Below are 26687 nucleotides of genomic sequence, written 5' to 3' on the forward strand. Positions count from 1 at the left end.
CAACCAGATGACGGTGAAGCAGCTCGCCCTCCCCGACCTGGTCGCGGAGTGCGTCCGGCTCGGCGTCCCCGGCGTGGGCCTGTGGCGCGAACCCGTCAGGGCGTACGGGGTCGAGGCCGCCGCCGCGCTCGTACGGGAGGCGGGCCTCGCCGTCACCACCCTCTGCCGGGGCGGCTTCTTCACGGCGGACGGCTGGGAGGCGGAGAACCGCGCGGCGATCGACGAGGCGGTGACGCTCGGCACGGACACCCTCGTCCTGGTCTCGGGCGGCCTGACCCCGTCCTGCCCCGACCTCCCGTCGGCGCGGGCCCGCATCACGGAGGCGATCGCCGCACTGGCCCCGTACGCGGGGGAGCGCGGCGTCCGCCTCGCCGTCGAACCCCTCCACCCGATGTACGCCTCCGACCGCTGCGCGGTGTCGACCCTGGACCAGGCCCTGGAGATCGCGGAACGTTTCCCCGCCGACCAGGTCGGCGTCACCGTCGACACGTACCACCTGTGGTGGGACGACCGGGCCCCGGCGGCGGTGGAGCGCGCGGGCGCGGCCGGCCGCATCCACTCCTTCCAGCTCGCCGACTGGACGACCCCCCTCCCGGAGGGCGTCCTCAACGGCCGGGGCCAGCTCGGCACGGGCTCGATCGATCTCCGAGCCTGGTCCGCCATGCTCGAAGAGGCCGGCTACGAGGGCCCGGTGGAGGTCGAACTCTTCAACGACCACCTGTGGGCGAGGGACGGCGTGGAGCTCCTGGAGGAGACCCTGGACCGCTTCCTGGCGGTCTGAGGGCTTGAGGGCCTGAGGCCTGAGGGCCTGACGGACGCCTCGGCGCGACCCCTTGTGCGGAGGGGCCCCGAGGAGCACGGAAGAGCCGCCCGGCCGTGCGGGGCCGGGCGGCACTCCTACTTCTTCGCGCCGCCCCCGCCGAGCAGATCGCCCAGGCCGCCCGCGCCGCCCTTCTTGGATGCCGCGCGCTTGGTCAGGGCGGCGATGACGACGGGGACGAGGATGTCGACGGCGCGGTTCACCGTGGCCGGGGGGAGGCCCGTGCGCTTGGCGACCGCGTTCGCCGCCGGTCTGGCGAGCTTCGCGAGCACGCCGGCCATCAGGCCGCCCGCCGCGAGGCCGCCGAGGGTGGCGACGCCCTGGAGGGGCGGTTCGGGGGAGGTCACCTCGTCGACGGCGGCCTTCACCTCGTCCGCGCTGCCCGGTTCGGCCGCCGCCTGGCGCAGTTCGCCGGAGAGCTCGGTGACCGAACTGTCCACGAGCTGCCGGGCCCCGTCCGCGTCCGTGCCGAGCAGTCCGGCGATCTCCTGGAGCCGGTCGTCGCCGAGCTCGGAGAGGACGTCGTCCTGGAATGAGGGGTCAGTCGATTCACTCATGACCGAAACGCTACGGTTCCTCCCGTTTCCCGGCACCCCGGGAAGCGGGTTGTCCACAGGCCCGCCCCGCGCTGTCCGTCCCCTTCGCTACGGTCGCCCCATGTCCAACGAAGGTCGCGAGCCTGCCCGTACGGCAGTCGTCGAAGGGGTCCTCGAACGGATCACGTACGCCAACGAGGAGAGCGGGTACACGGTCGCGCGGGTCGACACCGGGCGCGGCGCCGGGGACCTGCTCACCGTCGTCGGCGCGCTGCTCGGCGCCCAGCCGGGGGAGTCGCTGCGGATGGAGGGCCGCTGGGGCTCCCATCCGCAGTACGGGAAGCAGTTCAGCGTCGACAACTACACGACCCTCCTCCCCGCCACCATCCAGGGCATCCGCCGCTATCTCGGCTCCGGGCTCGTCAAGGGCATCGGCCCCGTCTTCGCCGACCGGATCACGCAGCACTTCGGGCTCGACACCCTCGACGTCCTCGAAGAGGCCCCGGGGCGGCTGATCGAGGTCCCCGGGCTCGGCCCCAAGCGGACCAAGAAGATCATGGCCGCCTGGGAGGAGCAGAAGGCGATCAAGGAGGTGATGGTCTTCCTCCAGGGCGTCGGGGTCTCCACCTCCATCGCCGTGCGGATCTACAAGAAGTACGGGGACGCCTCCATCTCCGTCGTGCGGAACCAGCCCTACCGCCTCGCCGCCGACGTCTGGGGCATCGGCTTCCTCACCGCCGACAAGATCGCCCAGTCCGTCGGCATCCCGCACGACAGCCCGGACCGGGTGAAGGCCGGCCTCCAGTACGCGCTGTCGCAGTCCACCGACCAGGGGCACTGCTTCCTCCCCGAGGAGCGCCTCATCGCGGACGCCGTGAAGCTGCTCCAGGTGGACACGGGCCTCGTCATCGAGTGCCTCGCCGAGCTCGCCGAGGACCCCGAGGGGGTCGTACGGGAGCAGGTGCCCGGCCCCGAGGGCGCGCCGGTCACCGCCGTCTACCTCATCCCCTTCCACCGGGCCGAGCTCTCGCTCGCCGGGCAGCTCGGCCGCCTGCTGCGCGCCGAGGAGGACCGGATGCCGGGCTTCCGTGACGTCGCCTGGGACAAGGCCCTCGCCTGGCTCGCGGACCGTACGGGGGCGACGCTCGCCCCCGAGCAGGAGGAGGCGGTCCGGCTCGCCCTGACCCGCAAGGTCGCGGTCCTGACCGGCGGACCCGGCTGCGGCAAGTCCTTCACGGTCCGCTCGATCGTGGAGCTGGCCCGCGCCAAGAAGGCGAAGGTCGTCCTCGCCGCCCCCACGGGCCGGGCCGCCAAGCGCCTCGCCGAGCTGACCGGCGCCGAGGCCTCGACCGTCCACCGGCTCCTGGAGCTCAAGCCGGGCGGGGACGCCGCCTACGACCGGGACCGGCCGCTCGACGCCGACCTCGTCGTGGTCGACGAGGCCTCCATGCTCGACCTGCTCCTCGCGAACAAGCTGGTCAAGTCCGTGGCGCCCGGTGCCCACCTGCTTCTCGTCGGGGACGTCGACCAGCTGCCGTCGGTCGGCGCGGGCGAGGTCCTCGGCGATCTGCTCGCCCCCGGCAGCCCCGTACCGGCGGTGCGGCTGACCCGGATCTTCCGGCAGGCGCAGCAGTCCGGCGTGGTCACCAACGCCCACCGGATCAACGCCGGCACCCCGCCCCTCACCCAGGGCCTCCCGGACTTCTTCCTCTTCGTCGAGGAGGAGACGGAGGACGCCGCCCGGGTCGCCGTGGACGTCGCGGCCCGGCGGATTCCGGCCAAGTTCGGCCTCGACCCGCGCCGGGATGTCCAGGTTCTGGCCCCGATGCACCGCGGCCCGGCCGGAGCGGGCTCCCTCAACGGGCTGCTCCAGCAGGTCATCACCCCGGCCCGTCCGGACCTCCCCGAGAAGAGGTTCGGCGGCCGGGTCTTCCGCGTCGGCGACAAGGTGACCCAGATCAGAAACAACTATGACAAGGGGGCCAACGGCGTCTTCAATGGCACGGTCGGCGTCGTCACCGCCCTCGACCCCGTCGAGCAGCGCCTCACCGTCGTCACGGACGAGGACGAGGAGGTGCCGTACGACTTCGACGAGCTGGACGAACTCGCCCACGCGTACGCGGTCACCATCCATCGTTCGCAGGGCAGCGAGTACCCCGCCGTCGTGATCCCGGTCACGATGAGTGCCTGGATGATGCTCCAGCGCAATCTGCTCTACACGGCGGTGACGCGGGCGAAGAAGCTCGTCGTCCTGGTCGGTTCCCGCCGTGCCATCGCCCAGGCCGTCCGCACGGTCTCGGCCGGACGGCGCTTTACCGCACTGTCCCACCGGCTCACAGGGGGCGCCGTCGTGTGAAAGATCACGGAGGGGTACCGGAACCGGGGCGAAGGGGGCAGGATATGAAGGTTGGCGGCACTGAGTGCCGCCGATTGGCCCAATGGTCGACCCCGAGTGCACTCTCCTGAGCCAAATGGGGGATGGTAGAGACAGTCAGGGCACCTCGAAGAAGAGGCACTACGTCGGTGAGGGATGACGTGAGCGACAACTCTGTAGTACTGCGGTACGCGGACGGTGAATACACCTACCCGGTGGTCGAGAGCACCGTCGGCGACAAGGGCTTCGACATCGGGAAACTCCGAGCCCAGACCGGACTGGTCACCCTGGACAGCGGATACGGCAACACCGCCGCCTATAAATCCGCGATCACCTACCTCGACGGTGAGCAGGGGATTCTGCGGTACCGCGGCTACCCCATCGAGCAGCTCGCGGAGAGCTCCACCTTCCTTGAGGTGGCCTACCTGCTGATCAACGGCGAGCTGCCGAAGGCCGACGAGCTGTCGACCTTCCAGAACGAGATCACGCAGCACACGCTGGTCCACGAGGACGTCAAGAACTTCTTCCGCGGCTTCCCGCGGGACGCCCACCCGATGGCCATGCTGTCCTCGGTGGTCTCCGCGCTGTCCACCTTCTACCAGGACAGCCACAACCCGTTCGACGAGAAGCAGCGTCACCTCTCCACGATCCGGCTGCTCGCCAAGCTGCCGACGATCGCGGCGTACGCGTACAAGAAGTCGATCGGCCACCCCTTCGTCTACCCGCGCAACGACCTCGGGTACGTCGAGAACTTCCTGCGCATGACCTTCTCGGTCCCCGCGCAGGAGTACGAGCTCGACCCGGTCGTCGTCTCCGCGCTCGACAAGCTGCTGATCCTGCACGCGGACCACGAGCAGAACTGTTCGACCTCCACCGTGCGTCTGGTCGGCTCCTCGCAGGCGAACATGTTCGCCTCGATCTCCGCCGGTATCTCGGCCCTGTGGGGCCCGCTGCACGGCGGCGCCAACCAGTCGGTCCTGGAGATGCTCGAAGGCATCCAGGCCAACGGCGGCGATGTCGACTCCTTCATCCGCAAGGTGAAGAACAAGGAGGACGGCGTCCGCCTGATGGGCTTCGGCCACCGGGTGTACAAGTCCTTCGACCCGCGCGCCAAGATCATCAAGGCGGCGGCGCACGACGTCCTCTCGGCGCTCGGCAAGGACGACGCGCTCCTGGACATCGCGCTCAAGCTGGAGGAGCACGCGCTCTCCGACGAGTACTTCGTCTCGCGCAACCTCTACCCGAACGTGGACTTCTACACGGGCCTCATCTACCGCGCGATGGGCTTCCCGACCGAGATGTTCACCGTGCTCTTCGCGCTCGGCCGCCTTCCCGGCTGGATCGCCCAGTGGCACGAGATGATCAAGGAGCCCGGCTCCCGCATCGGCCGCCCGCGCCAGATCTACACGGGTGAGGTCCTCCGCGACTTCGTTCCGGTCGACGAGCGCTGAGCCCGAACGACTCAAGCGGTAACGGCTCAAGCGGTACAGAAGCGCCCCGCCTGTCGATCCCCCCACGGGTCGACGAGCGGGGCGCTTCCCATATCCCGGTGCGGATTCCCCCCACGGGATCCGGGCCGGGCGCCTGGGCGCGGCCTGCCGGGGTACGTACGGGAGGGCCGCTCAAGCTCCCCGGTACGCACCCCAGCGCCAACGCTTGCCTAGGAACATCCCCCAAGACATTCCACGAACGTCCCCCAAGACGTTCTCGGCATCGCCCACTTAGACTCACGAGCAGCCCAGATGGTTACCCCCCAATATCTGTGATCTAGGTCTCCTTGTGAAGGTCCTGTGCGTCACACGTAAGTGAATTCACGCGAACCGGCGCAGTCGCAGGCTGTTGGAGACGACGAAGACGGACGAAAAGGCCATGGCCAGTCCGGCGATCATCGGATTGAGGAGTCCCGCCGCGGCCAGCGGCAGCGCGGCGACGTTGTAGCCGAAGGCCCAGACCAGGTTGCCCTTGATCGTCGCGAGGGTGCGCCGGGAGAGCCGGATGGCGTCCGCCGCGACCCGCAGGTCTCCCCGTACGAGGGTCAGGTCGCTCGCCTCGATGGCCGCGTCCGTGCCCGTTCCCATCGCGATCCCCAGGTCGGCCGTGGCGAGCGCGGCGGCGTCGTTCACGCCGTCGCCGACCATCGCGACCGTCCGGCCCTCCGCCTGGAGCCGCCGGACGACCTCGGCCTTCTCCTCCGGCAGGACCTCCGCGATCACCTCGTCGATGCCGACCTCGGCGGCGACCGCCTCCGCGACGGTCCGGTGGTCGCCGGTGAGCAGGACGGGCCGCAGGCCGAGGCCGCGCAGCCGGGCGACGGCCTCGGCGCTGGTGTCCTTGACGGTGTCGGCGACGGTCAGGGTGCCCCGGGCGACCCCGTCCCAGGCGACGTGGACGGCGCCGGGCTCCGCCGCGTCCGGTCCCGTCGCGCCCGGCACCTCGACGCCCTCCGCCGCGAGCAGGGCGGGGCGCCCGACGAGGACGAGACGGCCCTCGACGGAGCCGCGCACGCCGAGGCCGGGGACGTTCTCGAAGGTCTTCGGTACGGGGAGCTCGCCGCACCGCTCGGCGGCGCCGGCCGCGACGGCACGGGCGACCGGGTGCTCGGAGGAGTGCTCCAGGGCGCCCGCGAGCCGCAGGAGCTCGGTCTCGTCGGTGGAGCCGAGGGCGTGGACGCCGGTCAGGGTCATGCGGCCGGTGGTGACGGTGCCGGTCTTGTCGAGGACGATCGTGTCGACCTCGCGGGTCGACTCCAGGACCTCGGGGCCCTTGATGAGGATGCCGAGCTGCGCGCCCCGGCCGGTGCCGACCATGAGGGCGGTCGGCGTCGCGAGGCCGAGGGCGCAGGGGCAGGCGATGATCAGGACGGCGACGGCCGCGGTGAACGCGGCCGTGACGTCGTCGGTCGCGAGCAGCCAGGTCACGAGGGTGCCGAGGGCGATCAGGAGGACGGCCGGGACGAAGACGGCGGAGACGCGGTCGGCGAGCCGCTGCACGTCGGCCTTGCCGTTCTGGGCGTCCTCGACGAGCCTCGCCATGCGGGCGAGCTGGGTGTCGGCGCCGACGCGGGTCGCCTCGACGACGAGCCGCCCGGAGACGTTGACGCAGCCGCCGGTGACGGTGGAGCCCGGGGTGACGTCCAGGGGAACCGATTCGCCGGTGAGGAGCGAGGCGTCGACGGCGGACGCGCCCTCGGTGACGGTGCCGTCGGTGGCGATCTTCTCCCCGGGCCGTACGACGAAGAGGTCGCCGGTGCGCAGCGCGGTGACCGGCACCCGTACCTCCCTGCCGTCCTTCATGACGGCCACGTCCTTGGCGCCGAGCTCCATCAGGGCCCGCAGGGCGGTGCCCGCCTTCCGCTTGGCGCGGGCCTCCAGGTAGCGGCCGAGGAGGATGAAGGTGACGACGCCGGCGGCGACCTCCAGGTAGATGGAGGAGGAGGCGTGGGCGCGGTCGGCGGTGAGGTCGAAGCCGTGGCGCATGCCGGGCATGCCGGCGTCGCCGAGGAAGAGGGCCCACAGGGACCAGCCGTAGGCAGCGAGGGTGCCGACCGAGACGAGGGTGTCCATGGTGGCGGCGCCGTGCCGGAGGTTGGTCCAGGCGGCCCGGTGGAAGGGCAGGCCGCCCCAGACGACGACGGGCGAGGCGAGGGTCAGCGAGAGCCACTGCCAGTTGTCGAACTGGAGGGAGGGGACCATCGCGAGCAGGACCACCGGCGCGGAGAGGAGCGCGGAGACGAGGAGCCGCTGCCGGAGCGAGGCGAGCTCGGGGTCCGCCTCGTCGCCCTCGGCCCCGGGGGTCTCCGGCTCGGGCGGCGCGGGTTCCTCCGCCGTGTACCCGGTCTTCACCACGGTGGCGATCAGCTCGTCGACGCCGACCTCGGGCGCGTGCTCGACGTGCGCCTTCTCGGTGGCGTAGTTGACGGTGGCCGTCACGCCGTCCATCCGGTTGAGCTTCTTCTCGACGCGGGCGGCGCAGGAGGCGCAGGTCATCCCGCCGATCGTCAGCTCGGTGGTCGTGAGGCTCATGAGTGGTTCCCAAACGAGAGCAGGGCCGTACGGGACAACCGTACGACCCTGCGGGGTGCGGGGGAGCGAGCGGTCAGACCAGCTCGTAACCGGCCTCGTCGACGGCGGCGCGCACGGCCTCCACGTCGAGCGGGGCGGCGGAGACGACGGTGACCTCGCCGGTCTTGGCGACGGCGGTGACCGAGGAGACGCCGGGGAGCTCGGAGATCTCGGAGGAGACGGCGCCTTCGCAGTGGCCGCAGGTCATGCCCTTGACCTGGTAGACGGTGGTGAGTTCGGTCTGCGTCTCGGCGGTCATGGCGCTCTCCTTCGGGGGTTCATCCGGTGGTTCGGGGCCTACGACTCCAGAGTATACCCCTAGGGGGTATGAATGCGTGCACGGGCCGCGTATGGATCCCGGTCGCGTCGCGCGAGGGACCTCAGCCACACCAGTCCTACCAGGGTCACCAGGGCGAGCCCGCCCACGGAGAAGAGCGTGAAGAGGTGCTCCTGCTGATCGGTGGGCTGCGGGAGGTAGCCCTGCGCGAAGAGCGAGCGGTCGAGGTCCGTGGTGGTCACCCGGAGCACCAGCCAGAGCGCGATGCCGTGCATCGAGTCCCAGAGCGCGTGCAGCACCGCGACGCCGAGGTACGTGCCGATGACGGCCCCCGTGAAGCGGAAGCGGCCGTCGGGGCGGCGGAAGGCGAACAGGACGCCGCCGGCGATGGCCGTCCACAGGCCGTGGCCGAAGGGGGCGAGGACGCCGCGCAGGATCTCGGTCTCCAGGAGCGAGCGCAGGTCGATGCCGTCCATGGTGACGGCGGCGTTGAACGCGTACCCCGCGCTCTCGAACGCCGCGAAGCCGAAGCCGACCGTGCCGCCGAGGACGATGCCGGCGCGGACCCCGCGCAGGCCCGGGTAGCGGCGCACGACGAACATCAGGGCGACGAGCTTCACCGCCTCCTCGATGAGGCCGACCCCCAGGAAGATCCAGAGGGAGGGGTGGAGCAGGTAGTACTCCATGACCGAGGCGCCGAGCACGCCGAGGATGCCGCCGGTGAGGAAGCAGCCCAGGATGACCGGCACGCCGAAGTCCTGACCGTGCCGCTCGTACGCCCACAGGACGAAGACGGCCGGGACGAGGAAGCTGCCGAGCAGGATGAGGGTCGGGAGCAGGGTGGTGTTCTCGGTGGCGTACGTGACGACCGCCGTCAGGACCCAGAGGGCGAGGCCGCCCCAGAGGCAGCGCTTCCACAGGCCGGGGCGGGGCTGCGGGGTCGGCGGGGCGGCCGGGGGAGGGGGAGGTGGGGACGTGTGGGTGCGGGGCGGGTACTCGTGCACGGGAAGACCTCCAAGTCCCTCCGCCGACAGGGCACCTGACGGAGGCGTATGGGCGGAGCTTATGGTAAATACCCGTTATGTCGCATTCGGGGAGCACGCTCGTTCTGATCATGGCGATCGCCGTCCTGGCGCCGCTGCTGGCCTACGGAGTCGGCCGCAGAATCCCCGTACCGCTCGTCATCTTCGAGATCCTGCTCGGCATCGTCATCGGCCCCGACGTGCTCGGCTGGGCGCATCCGGACGTGGTGATCGACGCGCTCTCCGAACTCGGCCTCACCATGCTGATCTTCCTCGCGGGGTACGAGATCGAGTTCGGCAAGGTCCGCGGCGACACCCTCAAGCGGGCGGTCTGGGCCTGGGTCGCCGCCCTCGCCCTCGGACTCGGCACGGGGATACTGCTGGGCGGCGGTTGGGCCAAGGGCGTCTTCATCGGCGTCGCGCTCACCAGTACCGCGCTCGGCACCGTCCTGCCCGTGCTCCGCGACTCCGGCCAGCTCCACGGCCGGTTCGGCTCCGTCGTCATGGCCTTCGGCGCGGTCGGCGAGTTCGGGCCGATCATCGCGATGGCGCTGCTGCTCAGCGGGCGCGCCGCCGCCGAATCCACCGTGCTCCTCGCGGTCTTCGCGGCGCTGACGGCGGGGGCCGTCTACTGGGCGCTGCGTCCGCGCCCGCCCTGGTTCTCGAACGTCATCGCCAAGACCCTCCACAGCAGCGGGCAGTTCGCCATCCGCTTCGTCTTCCTGCTGCTCGCCCTCATGCTCGGCGCGTCGACGGCGCTCGGCCTCGACGTCCTGCTCGGCGCGTTCGCGGCCGGACTCATCACCCGGCTCGTCCTCACCGGGGCGGCCCCGGAGTCGGGCCCCGAGATCCTGGGGAAGATCGAGGCGGTCGGCTTCGGCTTCCTCGTCCCGGTCTTCTTCGTCGTCACCGGGATCGAGTTCGACCTGGACTCGCTCCTCGCCGGCGGCCGGACACTGATCCTGCTCCCGGTCTTCCTGGTGCTCTTCCTGCTGGTGCGCGGGATGCCGATCTGGTTCCTCGCCCCGCGCGACCTCGACCGGCCCGACCGGGGCGCGCTCGTCCTGTACGGCTCCACGGCGCTGCCGCTCGTCGTCGCGATCACGACCATCGGCGTGGACGACCACGAGCTCTCGGCGGGCGACGCGGCGGCGCTCGTCGGGGCCGGCATGGTCTCCGTGCTCGTCTTCCCGCTGCTCGCCCTGAAGGCGCGGGGCGGGAAGGGGGAGGAGCTTCCGAAGGACGCGGTCAGCGGGTCGGAGGCGTGGTGACCTGACCGGCGGTCAGGGGGACTGGTCGGCGGTCAGAGGGGCTGGTCGACGGTTAGGGGGGACAGGTAGCGGAGCAGGACGTTCTTCAGCTCCGTGACCGTCGCGTCGCGCTCGGGGCCCTCGGGGGCGGCGAGGACCAGGCCGAGGCCGCCCTTGAAGATCGCGAACGTCATGTCGGCGACGCGGGCGCGCTCCTCGCCGGGGGTGGTGGGGGCGTAGTGGGCGATGACCTCCTGCACCCGGGCCAGCAGGGAGGCGTGCAGCGCGTCGTGCTCCTCGGCGATCCGGCCGGGGACCTCGGAGCCGTGCATGAGGGCGAGGAAGACCGGGTTCTCGCAGTTGAACTCGATCATCGGGTCGACGACGACGTCGAGGAGCTCGGGCAGCGGCAGTTCGAGGTTCCGGGGGGTGAACGCCTGGCCGTGGGCCTCGCGCATCTCGCTCATGAGGCGCTCGCCGAGCTCTATCGCGATGGCCTCCTTGTTCGGGAAGTACTGGTAGAGCGTGCCCGGCGAGACGTGCGCCTCGCGGGCGATCGCGTTGGTGCTGGCGGCCGTGTACCCGTTCGCGCAGAAGACGTTCGCGGCGGCCTGGAGCAGCTGCGCGATGCGGCGCTCGCCGCGCGCCTGGCGGCGCGGCTGCTGCTTCGGTTCCTCGTCGGACATGAGTTGTCCCCAGCTCTCCTCAACGCGGTTGACAAACGCGAGAGGTCGCTCGCATTCTTGGGAAACGCGAGTGATCACTCGTGTTTGCCAGTCTATGGCAATGGGCGACCCATGTGACCTGCCGGGAAGCGCGCACATGGGTCAGGTGAAGGGGACACCGCGTCATGGCCGAAGTCAAGAAATCAACCTCCGGCGGGGGCCGCGCCCCCGCGGGCGGCGGCGGGGCCACGGGTGACGGGGTCGCGGCCCGTGGCGGCGGCTGGACGCGGTTCGTCACCGCGCGACCGCGCCTCACGCTCCTCGTCGCGCTGGTGATCACCGCGCTCGCCGTGCTCGCCGGCGGCGGGGTCGCCGACCGGATGGGCAGCGGCGGCTGGGAGGACCCGGCCGCCGAATCCACGTACGCGACGGAGGAGCTGGGCAAGCGGTTCCCCGGCTCCCAGCCGAACCTGCTCCTGCTCGTGGACACCGGGACCGCCGGGGTGGACGGGCCCGCCGTCGCCGCCGAGGCGCGGCGGCTCGCCGAGCGGCTCGACGCCGAGCCGGGGGTCGACGGCGTCGGCTCCTACTGGTCGACCGGCTCGCCCGCGCTCCGCTCCGAGGACGGCCGCCGGGCCGTCATCGCCGCCAGGATCGCCGGCGAGGAGAAGGACGCCGCCGCGGTCCTGGACCGGATCGCCCCCGAGTACCGGGGCACCCACGGACCCGTCGAGGTCACCATCGGCGGCGGCCTCGCCGTCCGCCACGAGATGCAGACGGTCATCCAGGAGGACCTGCTGCGGGCCGAGCTCATCGCCCTGCCCGTCACCCTCGTCCTGCTCGTCATGGTCTTCGGCAGCGCCGTCGCCGCCCTCCTCCCGCTCGGCGTCGGCATCGTCGCCATCCTCGGCACCAACGCCGTCCTGCGCGGGATCACCGAATTCACCGACGTCTCCGTCTTCGCGCAGAACCTGACGACCGCGCTCGGCCTCGGCCTCGCCATCGACTACGCCCTGTTCGTCGTCCGCCGCTACCGCGAGGAGCTCGCCGCCGGGGCCGACACCCGCACCGCCGTCCGCACCACCCTGCGGACCGCCGGGCGGACCGTGCTCTTCTCCGCCCTCACCGTCGCCGTCTCGCTCTCCGCGATGCTCGTCTTCCCGCAGTACTTCCTGCGCTCCTTCGCCTACGCGGGCATCGCGGTCGTCGTCCTCGCCGCCGTCGCCGCGCTCACCCTCCTCCCGGCGGCGCTCGTGCTCCTCGGCGACCGGGTCAACGCGCTCGACCTGCGGCGCCTGGTCCGGCGCGGACGCGCTCCCCGCGAGCGGGCCTCCCGCGAGGGATCAGGAGGGGCGGGCTGGGCGCGGGCCGCCGACCTCGTCATGCGCCGGGCGCCCGTCTTCGCCGTCCTCACCGCCGCCGGGCTCGTCCTCCTCGGGCTGCCCTTCCTCGGTGTGAAGTTCGGCACCGCCGACGACCGCCAGCTCCCCGCCACCGCCACCTCCCGGATCGTCCAGGACGAGCTGCGGGACGGCTTCCCCGGCAACCCCGGCGGCACGATCACCGTCCTCGCAGAGGGGCAGGCCACCCCCGCGCAGTACGCGGAGTACCGGGAGCGGATCGCCGGCCTCGACGGCGTCGGCCGGGCCGACGGGCCCGTCACCGCCGGGGCCGGGGCCGGCCGGGCGTACTTCACCGTCGTGCCCGAGGGCGAGACCGTCGGCGCGGACGCCCAGCGGGTCGTGGGCGAACTGCGCTCCGTGGACGCCCCCTTCGAGACCGCCGTCACCGGCCAGGCCGCCGTCCTCGTCGACTCCAAGGACGCCCTCGCCGAGCGGCTGCCCTGGGCGGCGGCGATCGTCGTCCTCGCCACGCTGCTCCTGGTCTTCCTGCTCACCGGCAGCGTCGTCATACCCGTCCAGGCGGTCGTCCTCAACGCCCTCAGCCTGACGGCGATGTTCGGCGCCGTCGTCTGGGTCTTCCAGGAGGGCCACCTCGCCGGACTCCTCGGCTTCACCGCGACCGGCGACATCGAGACGACCCTGCCCGTCCTCATGTTCTGCGTGGCCTTCGGCCTCTCCATGGACTACGGGGTCTTCCTGCTCTCCCGCGTCAAGGAGGAGTACGACCTCACCGGCGACCACGAGCACGCCGTCCGCTTCGGCCTGAGCCGCACCGGCGGGCTGATCACCGCCGCCGCCGTGATCCTCGCCGTCGTCATGGTCGCCATCGGGACCTCGCGGGTCACCAACACCAAGATGCTCGGCCTCGGCGTCGCCCTCGCCGTCCTCATGGACGCGATGGTGGTCCGCAGCCTCCTCGTCCCCGCCGTCATGAAGCTGACCGGCCGCTTCACCTGGTGGGCCCCCGGGCCGCTGCGCCGCTTCCACGACCGCTTCGGCCTCAGCGAGTCCGACGGGCCCGCGGCGGCCGCTCCGGAGGACCGGGAGGCGGCCGCCGTCGGCGGATAGGGGCGGCGGGTCGGTCGCGGGGGCCGGCCGCGGGGGCCGGCCGCGGCGGGTCAGTCGCGCCGGGCCCGGTTGCCGGGGCGGCTCGCGACCCAGGCGCGGATCGTGTCCGCGTACCAGTAGGGCTTGCCCGACTCGACCCGGTCGGGCGGCGGCAGGAGTCCGTGCTTCCGGTAGGAGCGGACGGTGTCGGGCTGCACACGGATGTGCGCGGCGATGTCCTTGTACGACCAGAGGCTTCTGTCCGTCATGCCTGGTACCTCCCTGCTCACCGCGCAGCGGCGGCAGGGGGTGCCGTTCGGGGGCGCTGCGGGCGGGCGTTGGTGATCACTGAGCCTGTGCCCGTCCAACGGCCCGCCCTGACAGGAGGGGAGCGGCTGTCGAGCGCCTGTGACGGAAAACCCGCGTAACGGAGACAGGTGTGACGAGGGGGCGACGGGCGTGACGGAAGTGACGCACGCGGCGAATGGCCCAAGGCGGTGTGTCCGCGTGCGTCGGTCCAGGTCAGGCAGGTATGCGCCGGTCAGGCGCCGCAGGAGCGGAGGAAGCGCCGGGTGCGCAGGGCGATCGGGTACGGGACGTCCGGCTCGCACGGGTACATGTCCTGCTCGACGATCGCGAAGAGGTCCACGTCCAGGGCCCGCGCGGCGGCGAGCACCGGCTCCAGGTCCGGCACCCCCGACGGCGGCTCGCACATCACGCCCCGGGCCACCGCCGGGCCGAACGGCACCCCGTCGGCCACCACCTCGGCCAGGATCTCCGGGTCGACCTGCTTGAGGTGGAGGTAGCCGAGGCGCTCCCCGTAGGTCTCGATCAGCTTGACGCTGTCCCCGCCGGCGTACGCGTAGTGCCCGGTGTCCAGGCAGAGCGAGACGGCCTCCGGGTCCGTCGCGTCGAGGAAGCGGGTCACGCTCTCCTCGCCGTCGATGTGGGTGTCGGCGTGCGGGTGGACGACGAGCGTCAGCCCGTACCGCTCCCGTACCTCGCGGCCCAGACGTTCCGTCAGCCCGGTCAGGTCCCGCCACTGTCCCGCGGTCAGCGTCCGGTCCTCCAGGACCTCGCCCGTCCGGTCGTCCCGCCAGAAGGCCGGGATGACGACGAGGTGCCCGGCGCCCACGGCCTGGGCGAGGGCCGCGTTCTCGGCGACGTGCGCCCAGGTGCGGTCCCAGACCGCCGGGCCGTGGTGGAGCCCGGTGAAGACCGTCCCCGCCGACACCCGGAGCCCGCGCCGGGCGGTCTCCTCCGCGAGGACCGCCGGATCGGTGGGCAGATAGCCGTACGGTCCCAGCTCGATCCACTCGTACCCGGCGCCGGACACCTCGTCGAGGAAGCGCTGCCACGGCACCTGCCGCGGATCGTCGGCGAACCAGACTCCCCAGGAGTCCGGAGCGGAGCCGATTCGGATACGGGAGGGACGCGACGGCTTCGTCATGCCTGCCACCTTGACCGGGTTCCGAGAGGGGCGTCAAGCGGGCGGCCCGCCCCCGATCCGCCGACCATATGTCCGGACATGTCGTTGACACGCCTCCGGGGCGCCGATTAGACCTGGACCCGGGGGCCCGGCGAGAGGTGGCGTGTGGGAGTGGCAGCGGAGCCGTACGACCTGATCACCATGGGGCGCCTCGGCGTGGACCTGTACCCGCTCCAGAGCGGGGTCGGGCTCGACCGCGTCGAGACCTTCCGCAGATTCCTCGGCGGCTCCCCGGCCAACGTCGCCGTCGCCGCCGCCCGCCTCGGCCGCCGCACCGCGCTCGTCTCCCGCACCGGGGCCGACCCCTTCGGCGCCGCCCTCCGCCGCGACCTCGGGGAGTTCGGCGTGGACGACCGCTGGGTCACCGAGGTCGCGGAGCATCCGACACCCGTCACCTTCTGCGCGCTCTTCCCGCCCGACGACTTCCCGCTCTGGTTCTACCGCCGCCCCAAGGCTCCCGACCTGGAGATCCGCCCCGAGGAGCTCGACCTCGACGCGATCCGCGAGGCCCGCGTCTTCTGGGCGACCGGCACCGGACTGTGCGCCGAGCCCAGCCGCTCCGCGACCCTGGAGGCCCTGCGCGCCCGGTCCGGCCGCGAGGTCACCGTCCTCGACCTGGACTGGCGGCCCGCCTTCTGGCCGGACCCGGAAGAGGCCCGCCCGTACTACGCCGAGGCCCTGCGGCACGCGACCGTCGCCGTCGGCAACGCCGAGGAGTGCGAGGTCGCGACGGGGGAGCGCGAGCCGGAAGCCGCCGCCCGCGCCCTCCTCGACCGCGGCGGGGTCCGCCTCGCCGTCGTCAAACAGGGCCCCAAGGGCGTCCTCGCCCTCGCCGCCGACGGCACGGCCGCCGAGGTGCCGCCGCTGCCGGTCGACGTCGTCAACGGCCTCGGCGCGGGCGACGCCTTCGGCGGGGCGCTCGTCCACGGCCTGCTCTCCGGCTGGGACCTGGAACGGACCCTGCGCCACGCCAACGCCGCCGGCGCGATCGTCGCCGGCCGCCTCGCCTGCTCCTCGGCCATGCCGTACGCGGAGGAGATCGCCGAAGCGCTGGCGGCCGGCACGGGAACGATCCCGCCCCGCGGGTAGGGAACAGTCATGAGCCCCGACGGCCCCCCTGGCCCCTCCCGCGCCACCCCCTCTCTCCCTCTGCCCGCCCGCGCCACGCCCTCCCTCCACCTCCCCGCCGGATCCGCCGCCGACGGCCCCTACGCCGTCCGTGTCGACCCCGTATCGGCCGGGTGGGAGTACTCCGCCCTCCGCGTCCTCGTCCTCGCGCCGGGGGAGAGTCACTCCTTCGCGAGCGAGGATTCCGAATGGGTCGTGCTTCCCCTCTCCGGTGCCTGTAGCGTGCGCGTCGACGGCGATGTCATCGAACTCCTGGGCCGCGAGAGCGTGTTCGACGGACCCACGGATTTCGCTTACGTGCCGCGCGACACGCACGCCCGGATCTCCTCCGGCGCGGGGGGCCGCTTCGCTTTGGCAGGAGCGAGGTGCGAGCGACCACTCCCCGCCCGCTACGGCTCCGCGCCGGAGGTTCCCGTCGAGGCCAGGGGCAGCGGCAACCGCGCCCGCCAGGTCCGGAACTTCGCCTCGGCCGAGGCCTTCGCCTGCGACCGGCTCATCGCCGTCGAGGTCGTCACCCCCGGCGGCAACTGGTCCTCCTACCCGCCGCACAAGCACGACGAGCACCGCCCCGGCGCCGAGTCCGTCCTGGAGGAGATCTACTACTACGAGATCGCCGGCCCGCACGGCCTCGCCTACCAGCGGATCTCGCCTTCCCGTCCCGGCGGCGCCGAGCTCCTCGCCGAGCTCCGCGACGGCGACACCGTCCTCGTCCCCGACGGCTGGCACGGCCCCTCGATCGCCCAGCCGGGCCACGACCTCTACTACCTCAACGTCATGGCCGGCCCCGGCGCCGAGCGCGAGTGGAAGATTTCCTTCCACCCCGATCACACGGAGGGATACGCATGACCGTCCGCCTCACCGTCGCCCAGGCGCTCGTCCGCTTCCTCGCCGCCCAGTACACCGAGCGCGACGGGGAACGGCACCGCCTGATCGCCGCCACCTGGGGCATCTTCGGCCACGGGAACGTCGCCGGGATCGGCCAGGCGCTGGTCGAGGAGGAGGGCATGCCCTTCCACCAGGGCCGCAACGAACAGGCCATGGTGCACGCCGCCGTCGGCTACGCCCGCCAGAAGAACCGCCTCTCCGCCCACGCCGTCACCACCTCCATCGGCCCCGGCGCCACCAACCTCGTCACCGGCGCCGCCCTCGCCACCGTCAACCACCTGCCCGTCCTCCTCCTCCCCGGCGACACCTTCGCCACCCGCCCCGCCGACCCCGTCCTCCAGCAGCTCGAAGTGCCCTACGCCGGCGACGTGTCCGTCAACGACTGCCTCCGCCCCGTCTCCCGCTACTTCGACCGCGTCACCCGCCCCGAGGCGCTGATCCCCGCCGCGCTCGCCGCCCTGCGGGTCCTCACCGACCCCGCCGAGACCGGCGCCGTCACCCTCGCACTGCCCCAGGACGTCCAGGCGGAGGCGCACGACTGGCCCGAGGCCTTCTTCGCCGAGCGGGTCTGGCGGGTCCGCCGCCTCTCCCCGGACGAGGACGAACTCGCCGCCGCGGTCGAGGCGATCAGCCGGGCCGCCCGCCCGCTGATCGTCGCCGGCGGCGGCGTCCGCCACAGCGGAGCCGAGGAGACGCTCCACGACTTCGCCGCGCTCACCGGCATCCCCGTCGCCACCACCCAGGCCGGCAAGGGCGTGCTCCCGCACGGCCACCCCCAGGACGTCGGCGGCATCGGCCACACCGGCACCGCCGTCGCCGACCACCTCGCCCGCACCGCCGACGTCGTCCTCGGCGTCGGCACGCGCTGGACCGACTTCACCACCGCCTCCGGCACCCTCTTCGGCCACCCCGACGCCCGGTTCGTCAACCTCAACATCGCCGCCTTCGACGCCCACAAACTGGCCGCGCTCCCGCTCGTCGCCGACGCCCGCGAGGGCCTCGAACAGCTCCACACGCTCCTCGACCAGCACCACGTCACCCGGCACTACGTCCACGAGTACGCCGAGGAGAAGCTCCGCTGGGACGCCCGCGTCGACGCGGCCTACGCCGTCCCCGACGAGGACGCCCGCCCCACGCAGGCCCAGGTCCTCGGCGTACTCGACACTCTGGTCGACGCCACCGACATCCTGGTCAACGCCGCCGGCTCGCTCCCCGGCGACCTGCACAAGCTCTGGCGGACCCGCTCCACCGACCAGTACCACGTCGAATACGGCTACTCCTGCATGGGCTACGAGATCCCCGCCGCCCTCGGCGTCCTGCTCGCCGCCCCCGACCGGCCCGTCTGGGCCCTCGTCGGCGACGGTACGTACCTCATGAATCCCACCGAAATCGTCACCGCCGTCCAGGAACGCCTCCCCTTGCGGCTGGTCGTCCTCCAGAACCACGGGTACGCCTCCATCGGCGGCCTCTCGGAGGCGGTCGGCGCCGAGCGGTACGGCACCGACTACCGGCACCGCGCCGACGACGGCACCTTCACCGGCCCCCCGCTCCCCGTCGACCTCGGCGCCAACGCCGCCTCCCTCGGTATGCGAGTGCTACGCCCCCGTACCGTCCGTGACCTGCGAGAAGCCCTCGCGGACGCGCGGAGCGCAACGGTTCCCACATGTGTCTACGTCGAGACCGAAACGACAGACAGAGTGTCGGGCCCGCCCCCGGCCCAGGCGTGGTGGGATGTGCCCGTGGCCGAGACCTCGACCCGCCCGTCGGCGGTCAAGGCCCGCGAGGAGTACGACCGGCACGTCACCGCCCGACGCCGCCATCTCTGAAGGAGTAACTCGTCATGACGAAGACCGTCCACCACTGGATCGGTGGCAAGACCGTCGAGGGCACGTCGGGCAACTGGGGCCCGGTCACGGACCCGGCCACCGGCGCCGTCACCACGCAGGTCGCGCTCGCCTCCGTCGAGGAGGTCGACGCCGCCGTCCAGTCCGCGAAGGACGCCTTCGCGACCTGGGGCACCTCCTCGCTCGCCCAGCGCACCACGATCCTCTTCAAGTTCCGCGCGCTGCTCGACGCCAACCGCGACGCCATCGCCGAGCTGATCGTCGCCGAGCACGGCAAGGTCCACTCCGACGCCCTCGGCGAGGTCGCCCGCGGCCTGGAGATCGTCGACCTGGCCTGCGGCATCACCGTCCAGCTCAAGGGCGAGCTCTCCACCCAGGTCTCGAACCGCGTGGACGTGGCCTCGATCCGCCAGCCCGTCGGCGTCGTCGCCGGCATCACGCCCTTCAACTTCCCGGCCATGGTGCCGATGTGGATGTTCCCGATCGCCATCGCGACCGGCAACACCTTCATCCTCAAGCCGAGCGAGAAGGACCCGTCGCCGGCCATGAAGATCGCCGAGCTGCTCGCCGAGGCGGGCCTCCCGGACGGCGTCTTCAACGTCCTCAACGGTGACAAGGTCTCCGTGGACCGCCTCCTGGAGCACCCGGACGTCTCCGCGATCTCCTTCGTGGGCTCGACCCCGATCGCCCGCCACATCCACACCACCGCCTCCGCCAACGGCAAGCGCGTCCAGGCGCTCGGCGGCGCGAAGAACCACATGCTGGTCCTCCCGGACGCCGACCTCGACGCCGCCGCCGACGCGGCCGTCTCCGCCGCGTACGGCTCCGCCGGCGAGCGCTGCATGGCGATCTCCGCGGTCGTGGCCGTCGGCGCCATCGGCGACGAGCTCGTCGAGAAGATCCGCGAGCGCGCCGAGAAGATCAAGATCGGCCCCGGCACGGACCCGACCTCCGAGATGGGCCCGCTCATCACGGCCGTCCACCGCGACAAGGTGGCGTCCTACGTCACCGGCGCCGCCGCCGAGGGCTGCGAGGTCGTCCTCGACGGCACCGGCTACACGGTCGAGGGCCACGAGAACGGCCACTGGATCGGCCTCTCCCTCCTGGACCACGTGCCCGCCACGGCCAAGGCCTACCAGGACGAGATCTTCGGCCCGGTCCTCTGCGTCCTGCGCGCCGACACCTACGAGGAGGGCCTCGCGCTCATCAACTCCTCGAAGTTCGGCAACGGCACCGCGATCTTCACCCGTGACGGCGGCGCCGCCCGCCGCTTCCAGATGGAGGTCGAGGCCGGCATGGTCGGCGTCAACGTGCCGATCCCGGTGCCGGTCGGCTACCACTCCTTCGGTGGCTGGAAGGACTCGCTCTTCGGCGACCACCACATCTACGGCAACGACGGCGTGCACTTCTACACCCGCGGCAAGGTCGTCACCACCCGCTGGCCGGACCCGGCCGACGGCCCGTCCGGTGTGGACCTGGGCTTCCCGCGCAACCACTGACGCGCCTGCCGTGACGCCCCGTCCGACGCCGACAGCACGGCGGACGCGAGCGGAACGACAGGACGCCCCACGCCCCCGCGCGTGAGGCGGAACGGCCCCCGGAGTGCGTACGGCCGCGCTCCGGGGGCCGTTGGCGTGTCCGTACCGCACCTGCCGTACGGCGGCCCCCGCCCGTACGACTCCAGGAGGGGCCGCGCCTCCCCCCGGGGACAGGCGAGACTCAAGGCCGAGCCGCCTAGGCTCGACGGCATGCGACTGAGAATTCCCCGGTGGGCCGCGGTCACCGGTGCACTCGCCGTCCTCGCGGGCGCCGGCACCTGGACCGCCGTCGCCTCGGACGAACCGCCGCCCGTGCACCGCGCCGACCGGACGATCGACGTCGACGGAGCACGGCTCGACACCTCGTACTTCACCGGCGGCTCCTCCGGCGAGGGAGGGCGGCGGCCGGCCGTCCTCCTCGGGCACGGCTTCGGCGGCTCCAAGGACGACGTCCGCGCCCAGGCCGAACAGCTCGCCCGCGACGGGTACGCCGTCCTCACCTGGTCCGCGCGCGGGTTCGGCGCCTCCACCGGGAAGATCGGCCTCAACGACCCCGACGCCGAGGTGAAGGACGTCCGGAAGCTGGTCGACTGGCTCGCCGCCCGCCCCGAGGTCCTCCTCGACAAGGCAGGCGACCCGCGCGTCGGCGTCACCGGAGCCTCCTACGGCGGTGCGATCTCGCTGCTCGCCGCCGGACACGACCCGCGGGTCGACGCCATCGCGCCCCGGATCACCTACGGGAACCTCGCCGACGCCCTCTTCCCGAACGGCGTCTTCAAGAAGCTCTGGGCCGGGATCTTCTTCTCCGCCGGCAACCAGCCGGTCCCCGGCGAGAAGGCCGCCGACCCCTGCGGCCGGTTCACCCCCGAACTCTGCGCCCTCTACCAGCGCGTCGCCGTCTCCGGAAAGCCCGACGCCGCCGCCCGCGCCCTCCTCGAAGCCCGCAGTCCCTCGGCCGTCGCGGACCGGATCAAGGTGCCCGCGCTCCTCGTCCAGGGCCAGTCCGACTCCCTCTTCACCCTCGCCCAGTCCGACGCCATGGCCCGGACGATCAGCGCCAACGGTGCGCCCGTCGCCGTCGACTGGATCGCCGGCGGCCACGACGGCGGCGACCCCGAGACCGAGCGCGTAGAGCGGCGGATCACCGTCTGGTTCGACCGCTGGCTGAAGGACGACACCTCGGTGGACACCGGCCCCGCCTTCCGCGTCAGCCGCACCGGGGGCGTCGACTCCACCGACGGCCGGGCCACCCTGCGGGCCGCGACCGCCGACCGCTACCCCGGCCTCACCGACGGGACCACGACCGTCCCGCTCGCCGGGCCGCCGCAGAGCTTCGCCAACCCGCCGGGCGCCTCGCCGCCCGCGATCTCCGCCGTCCCCGGCCTCGGCGGCGGCATCTCCGGCCTCTCCTCCCTCGGCGTCGGCCTCTCCCTGGACTTCCCCGGGCAGTTCGCCCGCTTCGACGCGAAGCCGCAGACGGCGTCCCTGCGGATCACCGGCACCCCGACCGTCCGCGTCAAGGTCACCTCCACGGCCGCCGACGGCTCCGCCGTCCTCTTCGCCAAGGTGTACGACGTCGGGCCCGACGGGCGTCAACAGGTGCTGCCCGCCCAGCTCGTCACCCCCGTCCGCGTCGAGGGCGCCGCCCAGGGCCGCGAGGTCACGCTGACCCTGCCCGCGATCGACCACGAGGTCGAGGCGGGCCACCGGCTGCGGCTCGTCCTCGCCGCCACCGACCTCGGCTACGCCTCCCCGGCCGTCCCCGCCTCGTACACCGTCGCCGTCACGAGCCCGCTGACCGTCCCGACCGCGCCCGGGGTCACCACCCAGGCCGCCGGGCTGCCCTGGTGGGTCTGGGGCCTGCCGCTCCTCGGCCTCGCCGCCGCCGCGGCCCTGCTGCTCACGGCCCGCCGCAGGACCGCCGCACCCGCCCCGGACCCGGAGCTCGCCTCCGTACCCCTCCAGATCACCGGCCTGTCCAAGAAGTACGCGGGCGGCGACCGGTACAGCGTCCGCGAGCTCTCCTTCCGCGTCGAACAGGGCCAGGTCCTCGGCCTCCTCGGCCCGAACGGCGCGGGCAAGACGACCACCCTGCGGATGCTGATGGGCCTGATCACGCCCGACGAGGGCGAGATCCGCGTCTTCGGCCAGGCGATCCGCCCCGGCGCCCCGGTCCTCTCCCGGGTCGGCGCCTTCGTCGAGGGCGCCGGCTTCCTGCCGCACCTCTCCGGCCGGGAGAACCTGGAGCTGTACTGGAAGGCCACCGGCCGTCCCGCCGAGGACGCCCACGTCGACGAGGCCCTGCGGATCGCGAACCTCGGCGGCGCCCTCGAACGGGCCGTCCGCACCTACTCGCAGGGCATGCGGCAGCGCCTCGCCATCGCCCAGGCCATGCTGGGCCTGCCGGACCTGCTGATCCTCGACGAGCCGACCAACGGCCTCGACCCGCCCCAGATCCGAGAGATGCGCGAGGTGATGATCCGGTACGCGGCCGAGGGCCGGACCGTCATCGTCTCCAGCCACCTCCTGGCGGAGGTCGAGCAGTCCTGCACCCACCTCGTCGTCATGGACCGGGGACAGCTCGTGCAGGCGGGGCCGGTCGCCGAGATCACCGGCTCCGGCGACACCCTCCTCGTCACCCTCGCCGACGGCACCGACGAGCCGACCGTCGAGAAGGCCGTCGAGGCGATCGCCGCCCTCCCGGGCGTCGGCTCCGCCGCCCTCGCCGACGGCGGGCTCCTCGTCCGCCTCGACGGCACGGACGCGACCGCCCTCATCGGCGAACTCGTCCGCCTCGACGTCCCGCTGACCGGCGTCGGACCCCACCGGCGCCTGGAAGACGCCTTCCTGACCCTGATCGGAGGAGGAACCGCATGAGCACCACCACCCCCACGCCCGTCGGCGCGGCGGAGTCCGCCCCCGGCTACCGGGCCGGGCACACCCTCCCGCTGCGCGTCGAGGCCCTGCGCCAGTGGAAGCGGCGCCGCACTCTGATCATGGGCGGCATCCTCGTCGCCCTGCCGTTCGTGCTGGTCGCGGCCTTCGCGATCGGCGGCTCCGGCGACGGCGACCGCAACGGGCGCATCACCCTGATGGACACGGCGACGGCCTCCGGCGCCAACTTCGCCGCGACCTGCCTCTTCGTCTCGGCCGGCTTCCTCCTCGTCATTCCCGTGGCGCTGTTCTGCGGGGACACTGTCGCCTCCGAGGCGAGCTGGTCCTCGCTGCGCTACCTCCTGGCGGCGCCCGTGCCCCGCGCCCGGCTCCTCGCCTCCAAGCTGACGGTGGCGCTCGCCTACAGCGCCGCCGCGATGCTCCTCCTCCCGCTGGTCGCCCTCGCCGTCGGCACCGTCGCCTACGGCTGGGGACCGCTCCAGCTGCCGACGGGCGGCTCGGTGCCCGCCGGGGACGCCGTGCTGCGCCTCGGGATCGCCGTCGCCTTCGTCTTCGTCTCCCAGCTGGTCACCGCCGGGCTCGCCTTCTGGCTCTCCACCCGCACCGACGCCCCGCTCGGCGCGGTCGGCGGAGCCGTCGGCCTGACGATCGTCGGCAACGTCCTGGACGCCGTCACGGCCCTCGGCGACTGGCGCGAGTTCCTCCCGGCGCACTGGCAGTTCGCCTGGATCGACGCGCTCCAGCCGCAGCTGGAGTGGGGCGGCATGGTGAAGGGGGCGGCGATCTCCGTCACGTACGCCCTGGTCCTCTTCGCCCTCGCCTTCCGGGGCTTCGCCCGCAAGGACATCGTGTCCTAGGGCCTCCTCACACCCACCCCCTTCGAGCCGCTTCCGCGCCCGCGCGGAAGCGGCTCGTCGTGCCGAGGGCGGCCATCAGCTCGCCCACCCGCCGGCTGTACGTCCGCGCGGACATCCCGAGCCGGGCCGCCGCCGTCTCGTCCGTGAGCCCGGAGAGCAGGGCGTCGAGGACGGGCCGCAGCTGTGGCGGGAGGTCCCGGGGCGGGGGCGGCGGCGGAGGCGCGTACGACACCTCCTGGGCCGAGGCCCAGCAGGCGTGATGGGCCCGGACCAGGGCCTGCACGACCACCGGGTCCCGGATCAGCAGCAGCCCGTTGTAGAGGAGCTCCAGGTCGAGCGGGACGGCCGCCACCGTCCGGTCGACCACGATCATCTTGAACGGGATCGCCTCCGCGAGCCGGGCCCGCCCCGGCACCCGCAGCCCGCTCTCCAGGCTCGGCAGCGCGTGCCGCGGCACGATCCGCCGGACCTCGCCGGCCCGCTCGGCCGCCGCCCGCATGCACGCCCCCGCGAGCTCCAGGAACGGCCCGGGGATCGCGCAGCCCGCCGAGGCGACGGGATCGTCGAAGGTCAGCAGCTCGTGCCGGGTGGAAGCGGCCAGCCCGGCGAGCGCCGCGCTGATGCGCCGCGCGCCCCGGACCGGGCGCCCCGCGGGCCGCTGTCCCTCGGTAGCGGCCCGGTTCATCGCCGAACGGGCGAGCATCACGGAGCCCGCGCTCGCGCTTTCTGGCACCGCTGACCACCCCCGCCGATCGATGTCCACTCCATGTACGCATGCGACTGCACACGGTGACAACCCCTGTTGAGAAGGATGGCGAATCCATGCCACCCGTCTCCCGCGTGTCGCCGTTGCCGCATCGAGATCCATCCGCAACTCCTTCGACTGCTCCCAGCGCCCCTCTCGTTCGTCACATTCACAAGTGACCGTCCATGAGGGGGAGATGAGATGAGACGAACGAGACGCACGGCCCTGATCGCCGGAGTGCTCGCCGCCGGCCTCGCCGTCGGCGGGTGCTCCGCTGGCGGGCAGGGGTACGACTCCGGTGCCGGACACGGCGCGCCGAAGGGAGGGGCCACGGCCCCCGCCGCACCCGGGAGCGGGAACACCGGAGGCGCCGGAAGCCCCACCGGGACCGCCGCGCCGGAGACCGCCGCACCCCAGGAGGGCGAGCAGCGCGACCGGCCGCCCGCCCCCGACTACCTGTCCACCTTCGCGCTCGACGTGGACACCGCCTCCTACGGCTACGCCCGCCGCGCCCTCGCCGAGGGCCGCCTGCCCGACCCGTCCTCCGTCCGGCCCGAGGAGTTCGTCAACAGCTTCCGCCCCGACTACCCGCGCCCCGCCGACGACGGCTTCTCCGTCACCCTCGACGGCGCCCGCGCCGGCGACGACGGCCCCGGCGGGGGCTGGTCGCTCGTCCGCGTCGGTCTCGCCACCCGCCCGGCGGAGCGCAAGGGCCCGCGCCCGCCGGCCGCGCTCACCTTCGTCGTCGACGTCTCCGGCTCGATGAACGAGCCGGGCCGGCTCGACCTCGTCAAGGAGTCCCTCCGGCTGCTCACGGAGGAGCTGCGCGACGACGACTCGCTCGCCCTCGTGACCTTCAGCGACGTCGCCGACACCCTGATCCCCATGACCCGGGTCGGCGAGTCGCGGAGCCGTATCCGCGAGGTCGTCGACAGCCTCGTGACGACAGCCTCGACCAACGTCGAGGCCGGGGTCCGCACCGGGTACGACGTCGCCGTCGCGGGCCGCCGCGAGGGCGCCACCAACCGGGTCGTGCTGCTCTCCGACGCCCTCGCCAACACCGGCGACACCGACGCGGACGGGATCCTCGGGCGGATCGAGGAGGAGCGCAAGGCGTACGGGATCACGCTCTTCGGGGTCGGCGTCGGCAGCCAGTACGGCGACGCGTTCATGGAGCGGCTCGCCGACAAGGGCGACGGCCACACCACGTACGTCTCCACCTCCGAGCAGGCCCGCAAGGTCTTCGTCGACCAGCTGCCGGCCCATGTCGAGCTGCGCGCCCGCGACGCGAAGGCGCAGGTCGCCTTCGACCGGGGGACCGTCGAGAAGTTCCGGCTGATCGGGTACGAGAACCGGGAGGTCGCCGACGAGGACTTCAGGAACGACCGGGCGGACGGCGGCGAGGTCGGCGCGGGTCACACCGTCACCGCGCTCTACGCGGTGAAGACGCGGCCGGGTGCGACGGGCCGCGTGGCGACCGCCACGGTCCGCTGGCTCGACCCGTCCTCCCGCGCGCCGCGTGAGCGCTCCGGCACGATCGACACCTCGGCGCTCTCCTCCGGGATCTGGGACGCGGGCCACGACAGCCTCCAACTGACCGCGATCGCCGCCTACTTCGCGGACTCGCTGCGCGGCGGGAACCTGCCGGGCGACCCCGGGTTCGCGGCGCTCGCCGGGCGCGCGGAGGCCATCGCCGGGCGGTCCGGATCGGCGGTCGTCCGGGAGCTCGCCGAGGCCCTTCGGCAGGCCGACCGGCTGCGGGGACCGGTCGCGGGAAGCGGAGAAAGCGGTTCCGGAGAGGGCGAGTTGAGGTCCGGGGACCCGTACAGCTGACGCGGAGGGCGGGCAGCG

The 26687-nt window shown here is 72.7% G+C and carries 20 protein-coding genes; 12 read left to right on the forward strand and 8 right to left on the reverse strand.

Annotated features, from left to right (window positions below; genetic code table 11):
- Positions 1-7 precede the first annotated feature (7 nt).
- On the forward strand, positions 8-781 hold the full coding sequence (locus ACFC0Z_RS17140) for a sugar phosphate isomerase/epimerase family protein (protein WP_376439132.1): 774 nt from the start codon (positions 8-10) through the stop codon (positions 779-781).
- A gap of 116 nt (positions 782-897) precedes the next feature.
- Here the strand turns inward: ACFC0Z_RS17140 and ACFC0Z_RS17145 are convergent, their stop codons facing one another.
- Complete coding sequence (locus tag ACFC0Z_RS17145; RefSeq protein ID WP_376438136.1) at positions 898-1377, reverse strand: DUF937 domain-containing protein; 480 nt, start codon at positions 1375-1377, stop codon at positions 898-900.
- A 100-nt stretch (positions 1378-1477) separates the two neighbouring features.
- Between ACFC0Z_RS17145 and ACFC0Z_RS17150 the strand changes: the two genes are divergently transcribed.
- Positions 1478-3712 carry an ATP-dependent RecD-like DNA helicase gene (locus ACFC0Z_RS17150; protein ID WP_376438138.1) on the forward strand — a complete coding sequence of 745 codons (2235 nt, stop codon included), beginning with the start codon at positions 1478-1480 and terminating at the stop codon, positions 3710-3712.
- Positions 3713-3891: 179 nt separating this feature from the next.
- Positions 3892-5181 carry a citrate synthase gene (locus tag ACFC0Z_RS17155; protein ID WP_376438139.1) on the forward strand — a complete coding sequence of 430 codons (1290 nt, stop codon included), beginning with the start codon at positions 3892-3894 and terminating at the stop codon, positions 5179-5181.
- A gap of 360 nt (positions 5182-5541) precedes the next feature.
- Here ACFC0Z_RS17155 and ACFC0Z_RS17160 read toward each other — a convergent pair whose 3' ends face one another.
- The 3 genes from ACFC0Z_RS17160 to ACFC0Z_RS17170 all read right to left on the reverse strand — a co-directional run bounded on the left by ACFC0Z_RS17160 (position 5542) and on the right by ACFC0Z_RS17170 (position 9072).
- Positions 5542-7752, reverse strand: coding sequence for a heavy metal translocating P-type ATPase (locus ACFC0Z_RS17160; protein ID WP_376438141.1), 2211 nt, complete (start codon positions 7750-7752; stop codon positions 5542-5544).
- Between the two features lie 73 nt (positions 7753-7825).
- Positions 7826-8050, reverse strand: a complete 225-nt coding sequence (locus ACFC0Z_RS17165) for a cation transporter (protein WP_360801173.1) — start codon at positions 8048-8050, stop codon at positions 7826-7828.
- Between the two features lie 59 nt (positions 8051-8109).
- Positions 8110-9072, reverse strand: coding sequence for a PrsW family intramembrane metalloprotease (locus ACFC0Z_RS17170; RefSeq protein WP_376438143.1), 963 nt, complete (start codon positions 9070-9072; stop codon positions 8110-8112).
- Between the two features lie 77 nt (positions 9073-9149).
- Between ACFC0Z_RS17170 and ACFC0Z_RS17175 the strand changes: the two genes are divergently transcribed.
- A complete protein-coding gene (locus ACFC0Z_RS17175; protein ID WP_376438145.1) occupies positions 9150-10361 on the forward strand; it encodes a cation:proton antiporter in 1212 nt (403 codons plus the stop codon).
- Between the two features lie 32 nt (positions 10362-10393).
- Here ACFC0Z_RS17175 and ACFC0Z_RS17180 read toward each other — a convergent pair whose 3' ends face one another.
- Entirely contained in the window at positions 10394-11026 is a 633-nt protein-coding gene (locus ACFC0Z_RS17180; protein WP_376438147.1) for a TetR family transcriptional regulator, read from the reverse strand.
- 164 nt (positions 11027-11190) lie between these two features.
- On the opposite strand from ACFC0Z_RS17180, the gene ACFC0Z_RS17185 reads away from it, so the two are divergent.
- Positions 11191-13476, forward strand: a complete 2286-nt coding sequence (locus ACFC0Z_RS17185; RefSeq protein WP_376438149.1) for an MMPL family transporter — start codon at positions 11191-11193, stop codon at positions 13474-13476.
- 50 nt (positions 13477-13526) lie between these two features.
- Here the strand turns inward: ACFC0Z_RS17185 and ACFC0Z_RS17190 are convergent, their stop codons facing one another.
- Both ACFC0Z_RS17190 and ACFC0Z_RS17195 read right to left on the reverse strand, forming a co-directional pair.
- On the reverse strand, positions 13527-13724 hold the full coding sequence (locus tag ACFC0Z_RS17190) for a MerR family transcriptional regulator (protein WP_360801188.1): 198 nt from the start codon (positions 13722-13724) through the stop codon (positions 13527-13529).
- A gap of 272 nt (positions 13725-13996) precedes the next feature.
- Positions 13997-14905 carry a sugar phosphate isomerase/epimerase family protein gene (locus ACFC0Z_RS17195; protein WP_376438151.1) on the reverse strand — a complete coding sequence of 303 codons (909 nt, stop codon included), beginning with the start codon at positions 14903-14905 and terminating at the stop codon, positions 13997-13999.
- A 150-nt stretch (positions 14906-15055) separates the two neighbouring features.
- Here ACFC0Z_RS17195 and iolC point away from each other — a divergent pair, with 150 nt between their 5' ends.
- The 6 genes from iolC (at position 15056) to ACFC0Z_RS17225 (ending at position 24091) form a co-directional block, all read left to right on the forward strand.
- Positions 15056-16033 carry a 5-dehydro-2-deoxygluconokinase gene (gene iolC / locus ACFC0Z_RS17200; protein WP_376438153.1) on the forward strand — a complete coding sequence of 326 codons (978 nt, stop codon included), beginning with the start codon at positions 15056-15058 and terminating at the stop codon, positions 16031-16033.
- Between the two features lie 9 nt (positions 16034-16042).
- Complete coding sequence (gene iolB, locus ACFC0Z_RS17205) at positions 16043-16918, forward strand: 5-deoxy-glucuronate isomerase (protein ID WP_376438155.1); 876 nt, start codon at positions 16043-16045, stop codon at positions 16916-16918.
- A complete protein-coding gene (iolD, locus tag ACFC0Z_RS17210) occupies positions 16915-18783 on the forward strand; it encodes a 3D-(3,5/4)-trihydroxycyclohexane-1,2-dione acylhydrolase (decyclizing) (RefSeq protein ID WP_376438157.1) in 1869 nt (622 codons plus the stop codon). The genes iolB and iolD overlap by 4 nt, the downstream gene beginning before the upstream one ends.
- A 14-nt stretch (positions 18784-18797) precedes the next feature.
- On the forward strand, positions 18798-20300 hold the full coding sequence (locus tag ACFC0Z_RS17215; RefSeq protein ID WP_376438159.1) for a CoA-acylating methylmalonate-semialdehyde dehydrogenase: 1503 nt from the start codon (positions 18798-18800) through the stop codon (positions 20298-20300).
- 249 nt (positions 20301-20549) lie between these two features.
- Positions 20550-23216, forward strand: coding sequence for an alpha/beta fold hydrolase (locus tag ACFC0Z_RS17220; RefSeq protein ID WP_376438161.1), 2667 nt, complete (start codon positions 20550-20552; stop codon positions 23214-23216).
- Positions 23213-24091 carry an ABC transporter permease gene (locus ACFC0Z_RS17225; protein WP_376438163.1) on the forward strand — a complete coding sequence of 293 codons (879 nt, stop codon included), beginning with the start codon at positions 23213-23215 and terminating at the stop codon, positions 24089-24091. The genes ACFC0Z_RS17220 and ACFC0Z_RS17225 overlap by 4 nt, the downstream gene beginning before the upstream one ends.
- Before the next feature lie 7 nt (positions 24092-24098).
- On the opposite strand, the gene ACFC0Z_RS17230 is transcribed toward ACFC0Z_RS17225, so the two are convergent.
- The gene (locus tag ACFC0Z_RS17230) at positions 24099-24824 is read right to left on the reverse strand and encodes a DNA-binding response regulator (protein ID WP_376438165.1); all 726 of its coding nucleotides are present in this window, start codon (positions 24822-24824) and stop codon (positions 24099-24101) included.
- A 213-nt stretch (positions 24825-25037) separates the two neighbouring features.
- On the opposite strand from ACFC0Z_RS17230, the gene ACFC0Z_RS17235 reads away from it, so the two are divergent.
- A complete protein-coding gene (locus ACFC0Z_RS17235) occupies positions 25038-26669 on the forward strand; it encodes a von Willebrand factor type A domain-containing protein (RefSeq protein ID WP_376438167.1) in 1632 nt (543 codons plus the stop codon).
- Positions 26670-26687 lie beyond the last annotated feature (18 nt).

Origin of the sequence: Streptomyces sp. NPDC056144 (assembly GCF_042264145.1) — a bacterium.
Taxonomy (GTDB): domain Bacteria; phylum Actinomycetota; class Actinomycetes; order Streptomycetales; family Streptomycetaceae; genus Streptomyces.